The 19,625-nt window shown below is 34.9% G+C and carries 13 protein-coding genes, 1 tRNA gene and 1 pseudogene; 2 read left to right on the top strand and 13 right to left on the bottom strand.

The annotated features are described in order from the left end of the window. Positions 1-246: 246 nt before the first annotated feature. The 4 genes from SFA27_RS03615 to SFA27_RS03600 all read right to left on the bottom strand — a co-directional run bounded on the left by SFA27_RS03615 (position 247) and on the right by SFA27_RS03600 (position 3,081). A complete protein-coding gene (locus SFA27_RS03615; protein WP_407296393.1) occupies positions 247-627 on the bottom strand; it encodes a GreA/GreB family elongation factor in 381 nt (126 codons plus the stop codon). Positions 628-928: 301 nt separating this feature from the next. After that, positions 929-1,573, bottom strand: a complete 645-nt coding sequence (locus SFA27_RS03610) for a hypothetical protein (RefSeq protein ID WP_047379091.1) — start codon at positions 1,571-1,573, stop codon at positions 929-931. Positions 1,574-1,620: 47 nt separating this feature from the next. Continuing rightward, complete coding sequence (arfB, locus tag SFA27_RS03605) at positions 1,621-2,013, bottom strand: alternative ribosome rescue aminoacyl-tRNA hydrolase ArfB (RefSeq protein WP_047379093.1); 393 nt, start codon at positions 2,011-2,013, stop codon at positions 1,621-1,623. A 39-nt stretch (positions 2,014-2,052) separates the two neighbouring features. Beyond that, positions 2,053-3,081, bottom strand: coding sequence for an AMP-binding protein (locus SFA27_RS03600; RefSeq protein ID WP_407298157.1), 1,029 nt, complete (start codon positions 3,079-3,081; stop codon positions 2,053-2,055). A 99-nt stretch (positions 3,082-3,180) separates the two neighbouring features. Between SFA27_RS03600 and SFA27_RS03595 the strand changes: the two genes are divergently transcribed. After that, a tRNA-Gln gene (locus tag SFA27_RS03595) sits at positions 3,181-3,251 on the top strand. A gap of 583 nt (positions 3,252-3,834) precedes the next feature. Here SFA27_RS03595 and SFA27_RS03590 read toward each other — a convergent pair. From SFA27_RS03590 to SFA27_RS03580, 3 genes and pseudogenes are all read right to left on the bottom strand, one after another. Next, positions 3,835-4,776 (bottom strand): annotated as a pseudogene (locus SFA27_RS03590) (recombinase family protein); the annotation flags it as partial. Positions 4,777-5,421: 645 nt separating this feature from the next. Continuing rightward, complete coding sequence (locus tag SFA27_RS03585; RefSeq protein ID WP_407296390.1) at positions 5,422-6,516, bottom strand: hypothetical protein; 1,095 nt, start codon at positions 6,514-6,516, stop codon at positions 5,422-5,424. A gap of 1 nt (position 6,517) precedes the next feature. Then, positions 6,518-7,339: an RNA polymerase sigma factor gene (locus SFA27_RS03580; protein WP_407296387.1), complete on the bottom strand. Its 822-nt coding sequence runs from the start codon at positions 7,337-7,339 to the stop codon at positions 6,518-6,520. 828 nt (positions 7,340-8,167) lie between these two features. Here SFA27_RS03580 and SFA27_RS03575 point away from each other — a divergent pair. Then, complete coding sequence (locus SFA27_RS03575; RefSeq protein ID WP_407296385.1) at positions 8,168-8,512, top strand: helix-turn-helix domain-containing protein; 345 nt, start codon at positions 8,168-8,170, stop codon at positions 8,510-8,512. A 425-nt stretch (positions 8,513-8,937) separates the two neighbouring features. Here SFA27_RS03575 and SFA27_RS03570 read toward each other — a convergent pair whose 3' ends face one another. The 6 genes from SFA27_RS03570 to SFA27_RS03545 form a co-directional block, all read right to left on the bottom strand. Then, entirely contained in the window at positions 8,938-10,104 is a 1,167-nt protein-coding gene (locus SFA27_RS03570; RefSeq protein ID WP_407296383.1) for a hypothetical protein, read from the bottom strand. Between the two features lie 182 nt (positions 10,105-10,286). Further along, positions 10,287-10,715: a hypothetical protein gene (locus SFA27_RS03565; protein ID WP_407296380.1), complete on the bottom strand. Its 429-nt coding sequence runs from the start codon at positions 10,713-10,715 to the stop codon at positions 10,287-10,289. Between the two features lie 57 nt (positions 10,716-10,772). Beyond that, positions 10,773-11,201 (bottom strand): hypothetical protein, encoded by a 429-nt coding sequence (locus tag SFA27_RS03560; RefSeq protein ID WP_407296377.1) that lies wholly within the window; start codon positions 11,199-11,201, stop codon positions 10,773-10,775. Between the two features lie 2 nt (positions 11,202-11,203). Beyond that, complete coding sequence (locus tag SFA27_RS03555; protein WP_407296374.1) at positions 11,204-14,809, bottom strand: DUF6443 domain-containing protein; 3,606 nt, start codon at positions 14,807-14,809, stop codon at positions 11,204-11,206. Between the two features lie 77 nt (positions 14,810-14,886). Continuing rightward, the gene (locus tag SFA27_RS03550) at positions 14,887-17,676 is read right to left on the bottom strand and encodes a hypothetical protein (RefSeq protein WP_407296371.1); all 2,790 of its coding nucleotides are present in this window, start codon (positions 17,674-17,676) and stop codon (positions 14,887-14,889) included. Between the two features lie 9 nt (positions 17,677-17,685). Then, positions 17,686-19,236: a T9SS type A sorting domain-containing protein gene (locus SFA27_RS03545; RefSeq protein ID WP_407296368.1), complete on the bottom strand. Its 1,551-nt coding sequence runs from the start codon at positions 19,234-19,236 to the stop codon at positions 17,686-17,688. Between the last annotated feature and the right edge of the window lie 389 nt (positions 19,237-19,625).

Below are 19,625 nucleotides of genomic sequence, written 5' to 3'. Positions count from 1 at the left end.
GCGCAGATCACACAGATTACGCAGATTTTTATTAGTATCTGCGTAATCTGCAAAATCAGTGTGAGATAAAAAAATTATACAGTACACAATTTTATCACAGATAAAATCCTTGCGCCTTGCAACATTCATTATATAAAAACTTACGCCATTGCGTTTCCCAAAACAGTTGAGCCAATGAAATAAAAAGCGCAACTCTCTTGAGTTGCGCTTTCATTGTAATTCAACCTAATATTATTCAGCAAAGGATTAGCCTTCCCAGGCTTCCACTTTTAGAATCTCAATTTTTCTTTCTCCATCTCTGAAAGGCCAGCTGATAACATCTCCTACTTTATATCCTACTACTGCAAGGGCAATATCTGACAGTATGGAATGTTTATTCTTTTTAAGCTTTGCTTTGGTAGATGGCACAAAAATATACTCGTGCTCAAAATCTAAGGTATGGTCTTTCAATGTTACTTTCCTTTCCACTGTTACGATATCAGCAGGCAGATCTCTTCTCAATACCTGTTTCGCATTTCTAAGTTCTTCCGTAAGTCTTTTTTCTTCTCCGATGCTCACTTTTTTCCTTCTGAGTGTATCTTTTATAGCATCATAAATTCCGGTGGTTACAATAATATGATTAGACATTTTGTTCATTTTTTTTAAAATTAAAATGCAGTTATTCCTGGTGATCCAATGTAGAATCCAGTCATACAACAGCCTTCTTCTATAGAAAACTGCAAAAAAAGCAATAAATAAAATCCGGAGTAATTCCCTGTCTTGGATCCTGACAGGGCTTAATTGATAAAGTCCTTAGAACTTTTCAGAAAAGAATCTGTATGAAGATAAAGTAATGACAGCAACAATCCTGATTGTCTGCGTTCTGCCGATAAAGAGATTGTTGCTGCCATTATTATGAGATTATATGTAATCCTTACAAAGATAGGATTTAAAAACGAAATGTAGCGGCTGCGCTCAAAGAAACTCTTGTCAGACCCTCTTTCTGGTCCTCACCAAGGTCAGTTGTTTGTCCATTAACTTTGATTTTGTTCAAAGTTCCTGCGGTAATTCCCAACTTAGGACCTATCATAAAGTTTTTTGAAACTGCATATTGATATGCTGCCCCCAGTTCCATACCAAAGTTGGATCCTGTACCTTTTACTGCTTCTGTTTTTGTAGTGTAGCTAATAACTCCAAGAGATACATCAGCAACAATTTTGTGGTTTGTAGGTTTCGTGTAATTAGAGAACATAACAGAAGGTCCAAAGAATGTAATATTATCCTTAGTACTTATATAAACCGTAACAGGCTGCCCATTCATATTGTATCCGCTCAATACACCACTGCTGGAAGCATTATAATTGGAAAACTTAGCACCAATTCCTATATTTTTCACATTGTAGTAAGCAGCAATTTCAAAATGAATTCCGTTTTTCAACCCTTCAACATAATTTTTTTCTGCTATGGAAAGACCAGGTGCTGTTTTAGCTACTCTCCACGCATATCCTACAGCCGGTACGATGGTTATTTTTTCCTGTGCAAAAGAAAGCAAAGAACTCGAAATAGTTCCTAATAGAATTAGTTTTTTTATCATGGTTTAAAGTTTCCGGCAAAAGTAAAATTTTCTTCGGGAGAAACAAACTAAAATTTGAAGCGTCTGTTTTCTTTTTTATCGGAAAGTTTCTTCTTGCCATCAAGTCTTTTTTGTTTCTGGGCTCTTGAAGGTTTTGTGGCAGTTCTTTTCTTGGGAATGATGAGGGCTTTATTTACAATTTCAATTATTTTTTCAATGGCTTTATTTTTGTTCATCAGCTGGGTTCTGCTTTCGGAAACGGTAAGGAATAAAAAGCCTTCTGCATTGATTCTGTTTTTCAGTTTATCCTGAATTAATATTTTTTCATCATCATTGAAAAATTCAGACGAATCTACTTTCCAAAGTACGGTAACAGCAGTCTCTACTTTGTTGACATTCTGTCCTCCTGCCCCACTGCTGCGGGAAGTTTTGAAACTGAGTTCTTTTGAAAAGTTTTTCATAGTGTTAAGATTTTCAGATATTAGAATCAAGATTTCAGACTATAGATCTGCGTTAATATTTTTATACAGTTCTAATCTGTTTATTTTTCCGTTGGGTGTCCTCGGAATTTCACTGATGAAAATAAATTCTTTAGGTTTGTGAAAACTCTTCTCAAACGGTATGTCTGAAATTTTCTTTATCACCTCATCTGATTCATTTCCTTCTATAATCAATATCAGTTTCTGACCCAAACTTTCATCCGGCAAGCCGATAAATACCGCTTCGTTTGGGATTTCTTTTTTTACCAATGCTTCAAGGGTTTCCGGGAAAATTTTTGCTCCTCCGGAATTGATCACGTTATCAATTCTTCCGAGAAATTTAAATTGTTTTCCATTCCTAATATCAACTAAATCATTAGTTTGTAATTCTTCAGCATTCAGATTAGGTGCATAGATTTTCAGACATCCTCTTTCATCCAAAGAGATGGATACATTTTCAAAAACAGTAAAATAATCTTCCTGTTCGGGCATCAATTGTTTTAAGCCAATATGGGAAAGCGTTTCTGACATTCCATAAGTTTCAAAAATACGGTTTGAAGCACTAAGGTTCATCTGTAGAATTTTATTTTTCAGACTTTCTGAAACGGCGGCACCACCAATAATCAGATTTTTGATCAGATGAAGTTTCTCCAATGAATTTTCTACCTGAAGCGGAGTCATGGCACAAAAATCAATTTCTTCTTCTAAGTTTTCTACAGGTCTCAGAGAAGGTTCAACAACTTTTAACTTCAATCCTCTTTCAATAGAGCGGACAATCATCATTTTTCCTGAGATATATTCTACGGGCAGGCAGAGTAATGCCGTATCTCCTTCTTTTAATCCCAAAAAGCTGCAGGTCATTACTGCTGAATTGATCATTTTCTTTTTATCAATTTCAAAAATTTTTGGAACTCCTGTAGAGCCCGATGTTTGCACATTTACCCTTGTTTTTTCTGAAAACCATTCTTCCAGAAAAATTTTCACTTTCTTTTCAAATTCCGTATTGAACGATAATTGATTAATATTGAGATTATTGAAGTCTATCAGCATATTTTCCGTAAATAAAATCCACAGTAAATTTAAAAAAAAAATCAAAAAGTTCTTGTATGTAAAGAAAAAAGCTGTAAATTTGCACCACCAAAATAAAACAGACCTATAGTGTAACGGTAACACTCCGGTTTTTGGTACCGTCATTCGGGGTTCGAATCCCTGTGGGTCTACATAGCAGGAGAAATGATTATTATTATCGTTTCTCCTGTTTTTATTTTGTGATAATCCATTGTTAATCTGAAAGATATAGTGAGTTACAGCATTAATTCTTGTGGTTCGATAATGATTTCCGTCAAATTCAAGTTTTTCAGGAAAAATCGAACCAATAATTTGTCGCTTAACTGCAATATCCCCTTCTGTATAGACTTTCCAGATATTTGTAAGCGTTTCTAGTGCTTTTTCCAGTAGCCTTGGTAAATCTACTTTATTTTCTATCGGTTTTTCACTTAGTTGCCCTTCCAGTTTTTCAATCTGTTCTTTATATTCTTTTTTTATTTCAAGATATTCTTCATCGGTGATTACTTCGGAAAGTAGTTTATTTCTCGCCAAAGAAATCCTTGAATTCAATCTGTCAATATCTTCAGATATTTTCTTTCTTTCATCCTGTGGAGCTTTTATAAACTTCTGATAGTTATCCAGAAATACTTTTTCTATAAGCTTTTTTGCAGGTTCAGTCATTTCCAATTGCTTTAATCCTTCTTCAAAAACTGAATTGACCAATTCTGCTCTATGGCGGAATCCACAGGTTGCATTGCAATGATAATAGTAGTATCTGCTATTTCTCCCTTTTGAAGCGCTTGCAGTAATATTTTTTCCACATTTAGGACATACCAAAAAACCCCGTAATGGAAAATGCTCACCTGAAAGAATTTTAGTATTAGGCCGCTGGAGTCTCCTTTTACCATCCAGTATTTCTTGCACTCTGTTGAATAGCTCCTCACTGATTAAAGCTTCATGCTGACCATCTACAAAATGTGCTTCTTCATCTTTGTGTTTCTCTAAAAATACTTTTCCATAGTATATGGGATTTCTTATTGCGACATGAAAAGATGTTCTGCTCACTTTTTTAATTGTTAATTCATTGACCCTTTTTCTGATTTGATTAGAGGCCAATACCCCTTTTGCAATCTCATTAAAAGCCCAGTTCATTGCTGATGCTTCAGGTTCTTGCAGTACAATATATTTTTCACCATTTTCTCTGCTTTTGTTAGCATAGCCAAATGGTGCTTTTCCCATAACCCTTCCTTCTTTTTTTGCCCTACGCATTCCATAAAACACGTTAAGCGCCCTTCTGTCATTTTCGACTTCAGGCGCTGCCAAATAAATTGCGAGCATCATTTTATTTTCTGGAATAGAAAGATCTAAAGGCTGTTCAACAGCCTGTGGTTCTATTCCCAATTTTGCAAGTGTACCTATCATTTGATATGCATCCCCTGCATTACGGCTGAAGCGGTCCCATTTAGTAAATAGGATAAGGTTTGTCTTACAACTTTTCTTTTTAAGTGTAGTTAAAAGTCTTATCCATCCGGGGCGGTTAAATGATTTTGCGGAATGGTCTTCGTAGATGATTTGTCCAATAGAGATATTATTAGATGAACAATATTTTTTTAAACGATCCTCCTGATCTCTTTGTGAATATCCTTTGTCTGCCTGTTCATCAGTAGAAACACGGATGTATAAATCTGCTACCTTCATAATTTTCATGTTTAGTAAATATTAGAGGATAGCTTTAGAAATACATTATTCAGAACCAAAATACTGTCTAATAACAGCCAAGGTAAGAGTGTACAGAAACTCCATGATCAGTCCTGCCTCTTCCTTGGTTATTTCCATGCCTTCGTTTTGAAAGAATTCTATCACCTCCTCAGTAGGTATTTTTTTTATTTTCTTGTCCTCCAACACTCTGTATAAATTTCAAATAAAATTATTAGCGAAATTGAATAATAATTTTATTCGGCTTTGAAGGAATGTCTATGTCTTTTAATGGCTTTATTTTAAAGCTAGTATTTCCGCCCACAAAAGAATTGTAGGTTTCACCTTATGTACATTTCAATGGATTACTATCCATATATAGCCATGAAGAGATCTTCATCGATCTCTACCTTTTTCGAGCAAAGAAATTTCTTCTGATTGCAGTCATCACCCGAGTCAAGAGCTAAAGCCTCTTGCTTTATTCAAAACATCATTGTAAAACGTTTAATGTTTTTTCTCTTATGTATCTTCTGCTCCATATTATACATATAAAAAAGAGCCCACGCCGTTGTATATACTACTAAAGTATTTAGTGAGTGCTTATAGCCTCACCCTACGGGTGTACAAGCACCCTCATTATTTTTTCAGCTATCCAATGATTAATTCGATACCAGCTTTTTCGGCTTTGTATTTTATTTTGGTCTGCAATTCATAATAACTCCAATTACGAAGCACAAATTCATTATCTTTCGCAATACCAATTTTATCTTCCTGATTTTTAAGAACAAGTGTGCCTGCCTGCTGGCGCATGCAAAAATCTATCAGCTGTCGACTGTACACATGAAGCCGATGACTTACATATTTGCTTTCCAGATTCTCTGTTTTATACAGTGCTTTCTGTTTGCGTTTGGCTCCATTTCCTGAACGGGCAAAAGCTATACCTTCTTGAATCCTTTTCTGACTTGCCTGAATAGCAAGCCTGCGATATAAAAACTCTTCTTTTGTACCAATATTGATGCGCACATTATTGGCTTTTGCAACTATAGGATGTTCCAGAGATAAGCAAGCCTCAGCGATGATTTCAGGTTGTAAAAGGTGTTTTTCTTTTTCAAATTCAAATACTGCGAGCCAATAGATTTTTCCGGCTTTCAGCTGAATCTGTGATGTGCAAAGATTTATTTCCCCCCTTAAAAGACGCTCCATTATTAGACGCTTATCAGAAAAGTCTTTTCCTAAATATGTTTTAACCGGAATAGCAAACATGTTGAAGCAAAATGCTTTCTTTTCAGGATCATACTTCATTTTGCTGATGCATTTAACCGGAAGTGGAATGGGAATGTCCTTTTTAAAGTTTCTCAAAGACTTTAGGCCCTGCCAGTAGTCAGCTTTGTTCTTAGAAAAGGTTGATTGAATCGTATTGTTCAGGCTTCCCAGAATATCGGTAGGGATTTCTCCTTTGAATCGGTCAAAAACCGTGCGTGCAGTTGTGCTTGTTTTTGAACGTGTAAATATTCCCATTTGATCTTTGTTTACATCGGCCAGCTTGTATTGGATTTCTTCAGTGAAGTAAAAGAAATCCTTAATCATTTCCTGAACATACAGATGGGAAACAATAAAATTAGCCGCTCGGAAACATCGGTTCTGATAACGGTATAGCTTTTCCCACATTTCGTTTTTTTCATTGGAAGTAACGTCAATCAGCAGCTGAATTTTTCGGGTAAGTGTAATCGTTGATTTTTCCATTTCAAAAAGGGATTTGAGAGTTGTTTCGATTCTGTAAATATTGGTAGACATAAACAAACTCCCGATGCACTTCCTTTTCGGAAAGTTTGAGTTCTCGTGCAATGACTGCAAATGAAGATTTCTGTTCAAATCTTCTGTTCATAATTTCTATTTGTTGACTACTGAGTTCATTTTGATGAACCCTATTTTTCTGAGATGTTATAGGTGGCTCTTCATTAGAATTTATCTTCAAGATTTTCCTTAAATCATCTATAGCTCTACTCACCTCATTGCTAATATCTTTGACACTGCTTCCCATTGCTTCTGCAATTGGTTTATACCGGAAGCCATACTCAAGGCAAAGTTCTATTAGGTGTTTTCTTTTGGGGTTTATCACCTTTAAAACCTTATTAACTTCATCAAAATCTTTTTGATCGAATTCCTGACGTAGAAGATGTTCCTTGTCTTGCATAGGATCATATCCGACAAGGTAATCCTGATAATTCTCAAAACTTTCAAGTGAAGCCGTTAAGCGTGCGAATTTATTTTTAGGAGTATTGAAATAGGTTATACAGTCTCTTTTCAGAACGAACCGTAAAAAGCCAAGAATATGATTTGGAGTTTCAATGGTATTACGGTGTAACCAAAGTTTGAGAAAGGTATCCTGCACAAGCGTTTCCACAACAAAATCATCGTCGACCATTTGTCTTCCGAGCCACAAAAGAAGTCTTTTGTATCGTAAATAAATATGTTCTAAAGAGGTCGGATTTCCTTTTTTTAGCAGTTCGTATAGCTGCTGATCATTCAACATCCGGGGCAATGGTAATGAATCTGTTGGTTTCATAAGCAGCGTATTTTAAATAATTTATTGCTGGAAGGATTTCAATCTGATATCCAAATTTTCTATTGTGATATACCGAGCTTTAGAGATTTTATGGACTATTGGCAAAAATTTGTCTGGTTTTAAGTTTTTAATCTCATAACTAGTTGCTTTCTCTACCCACTAGGGGGAGTAATTTCTTTCTTAGGCTTGGATCTTGATTGATATCAGTAATGTTTTTTTCGCCTAAAAAACATCTCTATACCCCTATTCCTTTACCTTTACAGCATCAAAATTTGGTAGTTGTGGCACAAAATACTACTTTTAAGGTGAGAGATTAAAAGATAACCGACTTTAGGAGCTGGGGTATTTTGTAAATCCATGTTGAAACATACCTCACTTTAATGTTAGGTATAGAGCTAATGGTCTTTTTATTGAAAATAGTGGATTAACCTGCTGGTGGTTCCTTAATTGGGATGTTGGACAATTTCGTTCTCATATTAACTATTTTAAATATTGGTATAGAACGATATTTTCTGTATGAAAAATTTCCTTGTAAAAAAGCAAGGAGCGGTCACACGTTTTGGGCTCATGGGCGACCAACCCAACTTTTAAACCGTAAGATTTAAAAGTTCCAACCACAAATTAACGTGAGAACCGCCCTCATGCCGTATGCAAAGTTAGTGAACTTTTAGACATGGAGCGATATCACGGTCATCTCAGTTGGGAATTGGTCGTTTTGAGCTGAGAAAACATCGTCAATTAATGCCAATTGGCATAATTATCAAATCGCTAAAGCAAAGATAAGAATAATATTTAAATATCCAACATGTTGGATAAAAAAAATAATAAATGGAAAAGATTATTCAATTTGAAACAACTCAATTTGATTTGGATTTAATAGAGCATATCAAAACTTTGAGAAAATTAAAAAATATTACCAAAGAAAAGCTAAGTTTATTAATGGGGGCTTCAAAAACATTTGTAGGAAATGTTGAATCATATACTCAACGACATAAATATTCTACTAGACATATTACTTTACTTGCAAAAGCTTTCGATTTTGATAATATCTCTCAATTGTTAGACTTTCCAACGCCCAGATATGATAAAATAAAAGTTACCATTAAACAAACTCTGAATGAAAGTGGTACTAAGGTGGTTCATAATGAAGTCATAAAAATAGAAGCGCTCTAATATTAATTTCTCACAAATTGCATATTTTATAATCTCTCAGGAATTTCTATTAAGGACTTTTTTGATTTTGACACATAAGAGAATAGAAAAATTACATGAACAATTTTTTAAATAATATACGAATATTGAAGGGTTAAAGAAATAAGGTGTTTATATGATTCTCAAGGAAAAAATAGTCCTTTAGATGTGTCTTTTCCAAAGAATTTTGAGCTACTAACTAACTCTGTGACTACTAAATGTATTTTTCAAAAGAAAAAGGAAAAAAAGAAAGGCAAAATTCATTTTGGAAGATTTTAAAAAGCAAGTTTATGATGTAAAATACTACCTGCAAGGTGGAGATTTTTTAGCATATCCTTTGGACTTGAACTTGTCTTTTAAAAATCTGAAACAATACCTTTGTTTTCTTTTATGAATTTTTACCAGCTCTACTGGGACCTTTTTATCTTTTTCCTTTTTTGTTGAACCGGAATATCTTCGGTATTATAGTGTATCCCATGATTATCAAAATTCAATAACGAAAAGATTTCTAAGCTGCTGTCAGGATTTTTAAAAATCTCCTCCAGTGATGAAAAAGGAATATTATTTTTTTCAGAAACTTGTTTACAAATACTGTCAAGTATTGCTATAATTTTTTCTTTGGTTGTATCGAATAATTTAGGCTGTTTAAATTTTTCAAACTTTATGGCCTTTATAATGGTATCTTTCACTGAATTGAAATAAATCTCCTTGTCTTTCGTGTATGCAGTAACATTAGACAAAATAAATGACAGCTTGTTTTTCAATAGTGATACTTCTTTAGTTAGCTCAATATTCTTTTGTTGAAGCTCAGTTATTATTTTAGTTTTGGATTGAAGATTTTCTTTATTTTTAAACAGTTCTATATTATATGACTTAAAAACTCTCTCGTAGTTTTCAATCGTTTTATCTGTTTTGATTTTACGAAAGCCTAAGAAATCATTTTCTTTTACTATAAGATCTTCACACCTTTTAGAATTGAGTGTTGCTTTTATCTCAGTTATTCTATTGTTTAGCAACAAAAGTTCTTCTTCTTTTTTTTGAATTTTAAATTCTATGGCTTCAAGCCGTACTTTAGAACCTGAAACACCTCTATCCATTTCCAGACATTCGGCCGTAATATCTTGCATTTTTGAATAGTGAAAGGATTGATGCTTCAATGTTTTTCCAGTTTCTAAATCCTGCCAATCAGCTACTAAATGAGCATGATAATTGGGTTTCCATTCCTTTGAATCTTTATCATAATGTCCTTCATCCCTATGAATGGCAATTTGAAAAATTCTTATTCTTAGTTCTTCTTCAAGCCTTTTAGAAAGTTTATGTAAATCCTGCATTGTTGTATTTTCTTTAATTAAAACTACAGCTTCACGAATTGGTAAAGCATTTTTTTGTAATTTCCTTCCAGACTTTTCCTTGCAATATGCTTCTATTAACTTAAACCTCTGTGAAATTTTATCTCCTATCCAGTACTCATTTTTTCCGGTAAGATCCGTTTTTATATAATCAAAAGTCTTTCTTCTGAAATTGTGCGCTTCGGAATCTGTTTTGACTGCTTTAAAATTGATAGATGTTTTCAAGACAATAAAATAGTTCACATTATCAATATCTTTAGATAATAAGATTTACTTGGCTAAAGTTTTCACTCATTGGCCACTAAATCTGTTAAAAAACAAATCCGCATCTGTATAGATACGGATTATTAAATTGTTGAAAAAATAAAGTTTTAATCGAATTTTAAAATCTCTTCTTGACTTCAATTTTATACATTTGATTTCTCAAATTTTTCAATTAGCATCCATTGCCCTTTATGTTTTCCTTTATTAAATAGGAAACATATTACTTTATTTTCTCCCTTTTTTAAAAATGCTAGGAAAGCTAAGTCTTTATTTAAAACATACTCTACAAGTATAAAGTCTACTAACTCATTCTTGCTCACAATACTGACTTTAGTATTATCAATAGTGTATGAAATTTCTTTTCTATTTTTTATAAAACCCTTAGGATCAGAAATGTTAACTTTATTATTAGCATATTGTTCTAGAAAATGTATAGTCAATTTATCAGATAATAAGTAATTATTGAATTCATTTCTATTATTATTTGTTGCACATGATATAGCACATACTGAACAAACTATTAAGATGTTTTTTTTAACATATTGATAAGATTTAAATATAGTTGATAACATTGGAAATTATCTATATTTAATATACTCTATATACTGTAACAAAGATCTGTAAACCTTTTATCTTGTTGTTTTTTCTAGTACTTCAATTAAATACCATTTTTTTGTTTTTTTACCTTTATTAAGAAAAAACCAAAGCGCCCTATTTTTCCCATACTCCCAAAGAACGACAAAAGCTAAATCTTCATTTACAATACATTCTTGAATATTATAATTGATGAAGTCATTTTTATCAATAGCAATGTTTATTGTGGGATCTTCAACATTATTTTTAAAGCTTAATGGTTTATCACTGACTAATTTCTTAGAATCTAATATGTTTATCTGATTACCTGACGTAATTTTTTTTAAATTGTAAATGACAGAAGGATTATTAAAAAATTGATCTCTAAAAGAAATATCTCCACTGTCAGTTCTAGCTTTAGCACTTTGACCTGATGCAATACTTAAATTTATTATTATTAATAAAAATGCAATTTTGTTTTTCATAATTAAGGATTAAATATTTTAGATAATGTATTAAAATGTATTTTTACGTATTGAGTAAGATTATAAGGAACTGCATTTATTTGTCCAAGTTGCAAATATCCTTTTGTTGGCTCAATTCCTCTAAAATCATTTTTAAAAATTCTAAATTCAAAAGCCTCTCCATGTTCTCCATTAAAAATATTTAAAAAGTCATTCATAGATGAATTACCTTTTATGTTGTGTCCCCAATGTGCTCCTTCATGACCAATTATCCCACTCATAAAAAATAAATTTGTAATTCCCTCAATTGAATTTGAATCTTTATTAGCTTTTTCAAACCAATTTAATACATTATTACTAATTGAGATTTTATTCAAATCATCTTTATCATGTGACATAGCATAATCATATTGCCCATTAGTAAAATCGATATCCCAATCATGGAGTGTTGGTCCTTGTCCATAAGTGAATGCTTTAGTCACTTCTTCTTGGCTCATCCCTGTTATATCCATAAATGCTTGTAAGAAGTTAGAATCTTTAATAATATTAGGTAACTGATTCTTCACAAAATTATAAAAAGCAGGATATGTTTTCTGATAGTACTCTTCTTGTCCCTTAGGAAATTGAAACATTGGCCTTGAAAAGCTTTCTCCCAAACTTCCTGAAGTTTCAGAACTTGTAGACATTGTTGCTACATACGCTCGGAAAGCCTGTTGTGCTGCTTCCCCTGAATAAGAAATATCATTCCCATCCGGATCAATCACCATCACAGGATTGTTGATGGCATAATTATAAGGACTCCATGCACTGTATTTCTCAGACATGGCATCCATAGCCCCCCATCTTCCCAGATCAGGCATCAGCATCCTTGCTCCGTAATCATACATCCCGGTTTCCTGAAGTTCTTTACCATTATATTTATAGCTGTAAAAACTTCCAAAGTTAGATGTGCTGAACGATCCTGAGATATGGTTCAGCCCAAATGGATAATAGTTGTTGGTATCAATAATTTCAGGAGCGCCTGTGCTGCTTTTGGCAAAGGTTACCCTGGCATTTCCAAGGTGGTCTCTGTACTGGTAAATATAGCGGTTTTCCGTGAAACTGTAAAAGCCTTCTGCGGTAGCTACAAAATCCAGCTTCCACTCCGGAATTGGTGTTCCCGGAAATACAAGAGATGCATTTTTATAAGCCTGCTGTTCATAGGCACTTTCTGTTCTGCATTCAAGGCATATTCCACCTCCTTCCGTATAGCTGTACTGGAAGCCGTCCAGATAATCTGTAATACGGGTGGTAGTAGATCCTCTTGGCGGAGTGCTGGAATAGGTTTTACGGAGCTTGGTTCCGTCTGCACGGTAAAGATAACTCATCGTACTGTTTAGCAGCTGCCCCAATACATTGGTCTCCTGCATGCTATACCCGTTGGAAAGGTTAAGATGGTTGTATTGAATCGACTGGATGCCTTTGTCCAGCATATCTTTCATATTTCCGTTCAGATCATAGGAAATGGTGTTGTTTCCACCTTCATATCCTGTGTCATTCAGGGCATTTTCCGTCACTTTTGTTAAACGGTTTCCTGTATAATTGTAGATCAGGTCATCCACCTGAGCAGATGTGGTGCCTCCGCTTGAAGGGAAAGCATTTCTTTTCAAGGTTTTAATGTTTCCGTTCAGGTCATAGGTCAGGTGTTCATTGTAATTGTTGTTAAAAGGAGCGGTGGCATTGGGTTCAGAATAGACAGCATCCAGAAGCCTGCCGAGTCTGTCATAAGCATAGTTATACCGTTTCAGCACATTTTCAGAAGCATTTTTCCAGTCGATCTCCGTGATCGTTCCTGTAAATTTTCCCGGTGCAATATTCGGGTTCACAGGATTGAAATATCTCATTTCATACCCAAACAGCTTTCCGTTAAGATTGGACGGATCATTGATTTTGGTCAGCCATCCTCTGATATTGTAGGTATAGTTGATACTTTGTAAGGGTTGTGTAGGGCTTGTTCCGCCCAGTTTTTTGTTTTTTAATTGTGATAGTTCATTATACTCATTTTGTACCAGAATTTCTTCAGGACTGGTATCCACCTGGTGTTTATGAACCAACAATCTGTTTTGCTGGTCATAGGTGAAAATCTGGGTGATTACCTTTTCAGGATCAGAGGAAAGTCTTTTGTGATACGCTTTGCTCTGTTTGGTGACCCCGGCAAAATCAATATCAAGTTCTGTTCTGGTATATCCTCCCAGATGATTTTGGGCATATGATCCTATAGTTCTCCCTTTTTCATCATAATAATTAAAGGTTTTTGTCCAGGCATTATCTTCCACATTTCTGATGTAAGAGGCAAGCAAAAGACCCTTAGTATTTACAGAAGTCGTGCCTTGTCCAGGCTGTTTCAATACCGGTTTGCCCATAATGGAAACAGGTGTGGTGACTCCGGAGGGAAGAGTTGGGTAGGTATCATAATAATTGACAGTTAAAATGGTCATACTTTCCGTTGGAAATGCCGCTTTTGTATAATAAATGTTTTCACCATTCTGGATAATTGGTGTCGTATTATTTCTTTTTTCGTTATTTCCCGGATTGGCAGACATATTGTTAATTGTGTTCTGTATAATAATTCTGGAAGCTGTACTCGCAAAGAAACCAGTATACACAACTCTTCCGAACTCATCATATTTGGAGAACATCCAGCCTTTGACCGCAAAGTTATTCTGGGTACTTCCCAGAACAGCATCCTGGGACAGTATCAGCCTGTTCTGGTTGTCATACACCATATATTCCCAACCTTTACCGGGAAGTTTTTTTTCTACCAACCTGTTTTTGCTGTCATACTTATACTGATAACATATGTTATCAACTGCTGCCGAATTCAAGGTTGCATCTGAAGCGAGTGGCGGGATCACATAAGCCAGCTGTTTATAATCGTTGTATACATAATAAGTATCTGCACTTTTTACAGCATCTATTACTTTTCTGGAAAGTATGGTCTGGCCGGTGGCATCTTTAAACTCAACCACTTTATTCCCATCTTCATCGGTAACCGTATTTTTAACAAGCTTACCGGCTGCATATTCTGCGACCGTGTACTGTAATTCGTTTTTGTAAAGTTTTTCCGTTGGATCCCAACTGACTGTTACCTGATAATTTTTGACATGATCGGCAGGGATATTGAGATCATAATCCAATACTACAGCTTTCCCATTCCAGTCATTTCCAACCGGTTTCTGTTGTAAGACCCTTTCTAACGGAGAATTTTCAAGAATTTTTTCTGTATAGGTTTTCTCACCGGTGTAGATACCAGTAGCATCAGCCACAGGAAAAGGAACCATTCCAGGAGTCTGAGGATAAACAGCTCCATTGGAAGTGGAACTCTGAGGAACCGCAAGATAGGTTCTAGTCTGCCTCCCCAGGTCATCATATACAACAGGCGTTACTATATCTTTTCCTAAAGGTGTTGCTTTCACATTCACAACCTGTTTGGGTCTTCCCAGAAAGTCAAAGTATTGTACTGTTTCTGTTTTTTTACTGCAGTCTTCATTCAGACAATCTGTAGTGGATATATAGTTTTCCGTAGTTGTTTTCTGAGCCTCTAAAAAGACTGCAGAAAAAAGGCTGGATAGTAAGAGTATTTTTTTCATCTCAATTGAAATACTAGAGGTTAGGAATGAGAAGTCAGGAAGCTGAATTCTTGTTTTTAAATGCTCATTTTTCATGATCAATGTCCGTAGTTATATTCGTATTTCTTCAGTACTTTTCCTGTTTCATCTTCTACTTTTTCCAATCTTCCTGCCGCATCATACTGGTAAACGGCACGAACTCCCGTCGGAGGGGTCATGGTTTTCATTCTGTTTAAAGAATCAAACAGATAGGTAGTGATCTGGTAATTGCTTAAATTAACATTATTCCTGAAAGCATCAAGGGAATTCTGGAGATCCTGTTCGGAAACTACCACCAGATCAGATTTACTGATGATATCAGAAACATACGGAGCGATCTGGCTGTATGCTGCTCCTTCTATTTTCGCAATAGGCTGTGTTTTGTTGTAGCCCCAAACCACAGAAATCGTTATTCCGTCTTTGGCGGTATACTCTTCTAAATTTCCTTTTGCATCATAACGGCTGAAGATGACTTCGGAATCCAAGCTGTTTTGAGAATCATAAGAAACAGCTGAAGATGGATATTTGTTTCCAGCATTATCATACTTAGTTTCTGCTCTTGATAGTAATTTTCCTGCATCAGAAGCGTTTTTCTTGGTTATAGTAGTGATTTCTAACGGAAGACCTAGCATATTGGCATCAATGAGCTTTTGATTGTTTTTGTCTAAGGCATATTTATACGTGGTTTCCTGAATACTTCCGTCAAAGGAAGTATTCTTTTCCAGACTTGTTTTATAATTGCTTGTATATTTTACTGTTTCAGTAGTAGTTTGAATACTCCCAGAATTAAATATGCTTTTTGAAATTACTTTTTGATTTTTGATCCAAGCCGTTTTCAGAAAAAAGTTAGCCCCTAAATTTATAGGAGCTACCAGGTATCTGGGACCAGGAAATTCCTCAAAAGTATATTCAAAATTATCTTCTGTCTGTTTTTGATTGGCAGCATTGTATACTTCTTTTTTATCCAGAAGACCTTCCCTCATAATATTATAATTAGGCCATAATGGTCGATTAGGTTCCTCAGTAGACTGTGTCGGGTAAGCATCTACTGTTTTAAAATAATATTTGGTATATCCTGTATTACCTCCGTGAGAAACTTTTACATTTTTATAAATTGTTACAGGATTAGCAGGTACTAAGCCATTTTCTGACTTTCCTAATACACTACCCCCATCTACAAAATAGCCACTTGAAACAGCAGGGTCATCAAATGTATTGTACTCATATTCTTCAATTCCTGACGGAACTGAAGCATTGTTTACATTATTGTAATCCAGATCAAAGGATTTAATATTTTTAATTCTTAATGCGGATGCAGTAGGAACTTTGACGGTAACCTCAGAAGGAGCCCCATCATAGTAGAATGCCCTGAAATTTACAGAACCACTAAACGTTGCATTGGGAACTACAGATGATAACGTAACATAATATTCACCTGCGGTAAGTGTTCTGGATTGTATTGTTGGGTAATTTGGGTCTGCATCAACTATAGGTCCTACTGTATAGGGCATTATATTATAATTATCTCCGACTTTTTTTGAAAAAGTTAATGACCAGGGGTAGCCTGAAATCTGATTTGCGTTGATTTCTATATTTAATGCTTTATCCTGGGGAATTGTAAAGAAATATTTTTTTGTATTGGCATTAAACTGATTAAAGGATACACTGGCAATATCAACCTGCGGAGGCATAACCGTAGTGAGCGAATCCTTAAATGCATATGGGATATCTTCAAAATTATATTCGGAAACCCCACCTGTAGGCAGTTTTATTCTTAATTTATTGAAATAACTCTGACTTCCACCTGAAGGTAAGCTGTATCCCTGATAGTCAAAACTTGTTTTTTCAATAGCATTTTCATTATTATCTACCTGAATAAAAGAATCTAAAGTACGATCAGAATTATAGGAGTAATTAAAATTATATTTTTTAATAAATGCATTTCTTGTATTCTTCAGAATAATATTATCGATGCTGAAGATATCATTCTTTTTATTGACTAATTTATTTTTGGTATAATTAATTTCTACAGTTCCGCGGTCTTTTACATCTATACGGCTCAGTTTATTAGTTTGGGATTCTGTAGCCTGGGTTCCGGTAATATATTTTATATCTTTCAGATACGTATATTTTACCAGCTCCTTATCATTCTCATCTAATATAGAGGTTAAATAAAATGCACTTCTATATGTTTTATCAACATAATAGCTTCCCAAACTCGGGTGATCCCAATGCCATACATTCATCATTGAAATGTTATAGTCCTGAAACTTATATTTAATTCCCTCGTCGCTGGTTATCGTGAAAGAATCCAGGATTAATGTAGCGGTATTGTCTGTTCGAGTATATTCGATCTTGGAAGTATAGGGGCTTAATGCTATTATTCCAAAAGTATTCCCGGCAACGTTCCTTACAATTCTGAACTTCCCGGATTCTCCCGGGATATTAAAATTATAAATATCATCAAATTCATTTTTTATATAATGATGGAAGGTTGCATCATCAAATACCTCATCAAAGTCATATAAAATTTCTCTGGAAATAACCCCTGATCCCAAAATTGACCATCCTTTTCCTACTTCACTTACCCAGCTGTCTTTGGAAATGTTTCCTACATGATAACTCAGCCCAAGGTTAATATTGACAAATTTATTATTCGTTGGCAGATTAATTAAAGGATATAATATATTGGGAACTCCTGTTTGCAAAGAGACTGGAACATTTTTGTAGGTAGTTAATGACGATACAGAAGGAACTGGCTGGGTAACTCCCACATTGTGGCTTTGTGATTGGCTGTAATATACATTATAGCTTAATATGCATATTACGAGTAAAAATATTTTCTTCATAAGTTGTGTTTACTTCTTAATTAATTTAGTATTCGCCATTTTATTGTTATCCGTTTTTACAGTCACCAGATAAGCACCTTGAATCAGTGCCTGGGTATTAATCTTAGTTACTCTGTTCTTGGTTTTCAGACTCTGAAGCTGTCTTCCGCTCATATCATACAACAGAATATCAGCATCTTTAAAATCAAAGCCAATTTCTACATAAGCATAATCTGAAACTGGGTTCGGATAGATCTTGATATCATACTTCTCGATTAACTGATCCACCTGCTTGTCTCCAAGCTTTACAATCTTCCAGTTCTCTTTACCCAATTCTTCTGCACTGGTTCCGGCCAAAATAATAGAACCATCTCTGTTGAGTTTTACGTCAGAAAGCCTTTCTTCTTTCTTTCTGGATTCTCCTCTGATATGTTTTCTCCACTGCTCAGTACCATTCTGATCTAAATACAGCATCCAGAAGGTTTCATCATCGGTTTCTATTCTTCCTTCTGCCTGGGTATAGCCACCTAATAAGATTCCTTTCGAAGATTTATCATCTGCCGAGTGAAGAATGCTCATACTCATCAGAATATCACGATTCCCCAAATTGTAGGATTTCTGCCACTGCTGTTCACCTCTTTCAGTTAATGATATCAGCCATAGGTCTGATCCTTCTTCAAGGCCAACCGTTTTATTTCCTGATCTTTCTGATCTGGATTCTCCACCAATGACAAAGCCATTTGAAGTTAAGGCAAGTGTTCTCAAATGGTCATCTCCTTTCCCTCCAAAGTTCTTTTCCCATTCAACCCTTCCGTTTTTGTCAAGCTTCAAGATCCAGTAGTCTCCCTCACCAAAGTTTTCAGTTTTCTTTGTTCCTCCAACTAAACTTCTGGAATAAATTCCAAGCAATGCTCCGCCATCTCTCGTAGGAATCATCTTCTCTACTTCATCTAAACCTTTTCCTCCTAAGATTATTTGGGATAGCTCTTTCCCATCTTTATCCAGTCGAGTAATGAAGACATCTTTGGAACCATATCCTTTTGAGGCATTCTGTATATTTCCTGCAACAAAGAATCCCAAATCTGTAGTTTGAATCACAGCTCTGGCCTCTTCATCTGAAGAACTTCCTAAAGTCTTCTGCCATAGTTCATCACCGAATTCATTGATCCGGATCAGCCAGATATCTGATCCCCCTTTGGAATCATCTTTCTTATCCAACCCTTTCCCTGAATAAGAAGTACCGGCTAAAAGAAAGCCACCATCCTGCGTGGTAACTGTTGCTGACAAATAATCATGGCTAGAGCCTGAGAAATACTTTTCCCAGACTTCTTCTCCCTGTTGGTTTAGCTTTATCAGGTGAAAATCATAACCGTTATTTTGCTTCTGGCTGCCAGCCGCTTGCGACTGGCTTTTAGACTGTATTGAACTTCCTGTGATAAGATACTGCTGATCAATGGTTGTGGTAATCTGGCTTAGAAAATCCTGGGTTGAGGATTTGATGTCTTTCTGCCATATCACTTCCTGGGCAGAGATACCCAAGACAGTGCATAAAGTGAGTGCACCGATATAGAATTTTTTCATTCAAATGCTATTTTCTGAGTTATTATTAGTTTATTGAAACTGCGCAAATTTAACACTTTTTAAGATATTAAAATCAAAAAATGTAATCTAACATAGACCGTACTATTTATTATTAAATTCTCTTTATATAGTGATACTAATTTTAATTTTTATTCTGGTGTAAATTTATCTCCTGACAGCGACAAAACTTGTCGCATTAATTAATAAGTTGTTTAAGAGCGAAGCATTCGCGAAAGGAAAAAAGATGCAAAATTTATTATATACTATTTTACAATGAATATCTAATCGGACGAAAATTGAAACAGAAAACAGAGAGAACAGCATTCCACTCAATATTATTTCGTCCTATAGAGGTTTAATTGCTATAAATAAGAGAAATTATCAATTAA

This window comes from Chryseobacterium sp. HR92, from assembly GCF_045689405.1.
Lineage (GTDB): Bacteria > Bacteroidota > Bacteroidia > Flavobacteriales > Weeksellaceae > Chryseobacterium > Chryseobacterium viscerum_A.
Note: the sequence above shows the minus strand (reverse complement) of the source record. Positions and strands in the feature narration are given on the sequence as shown.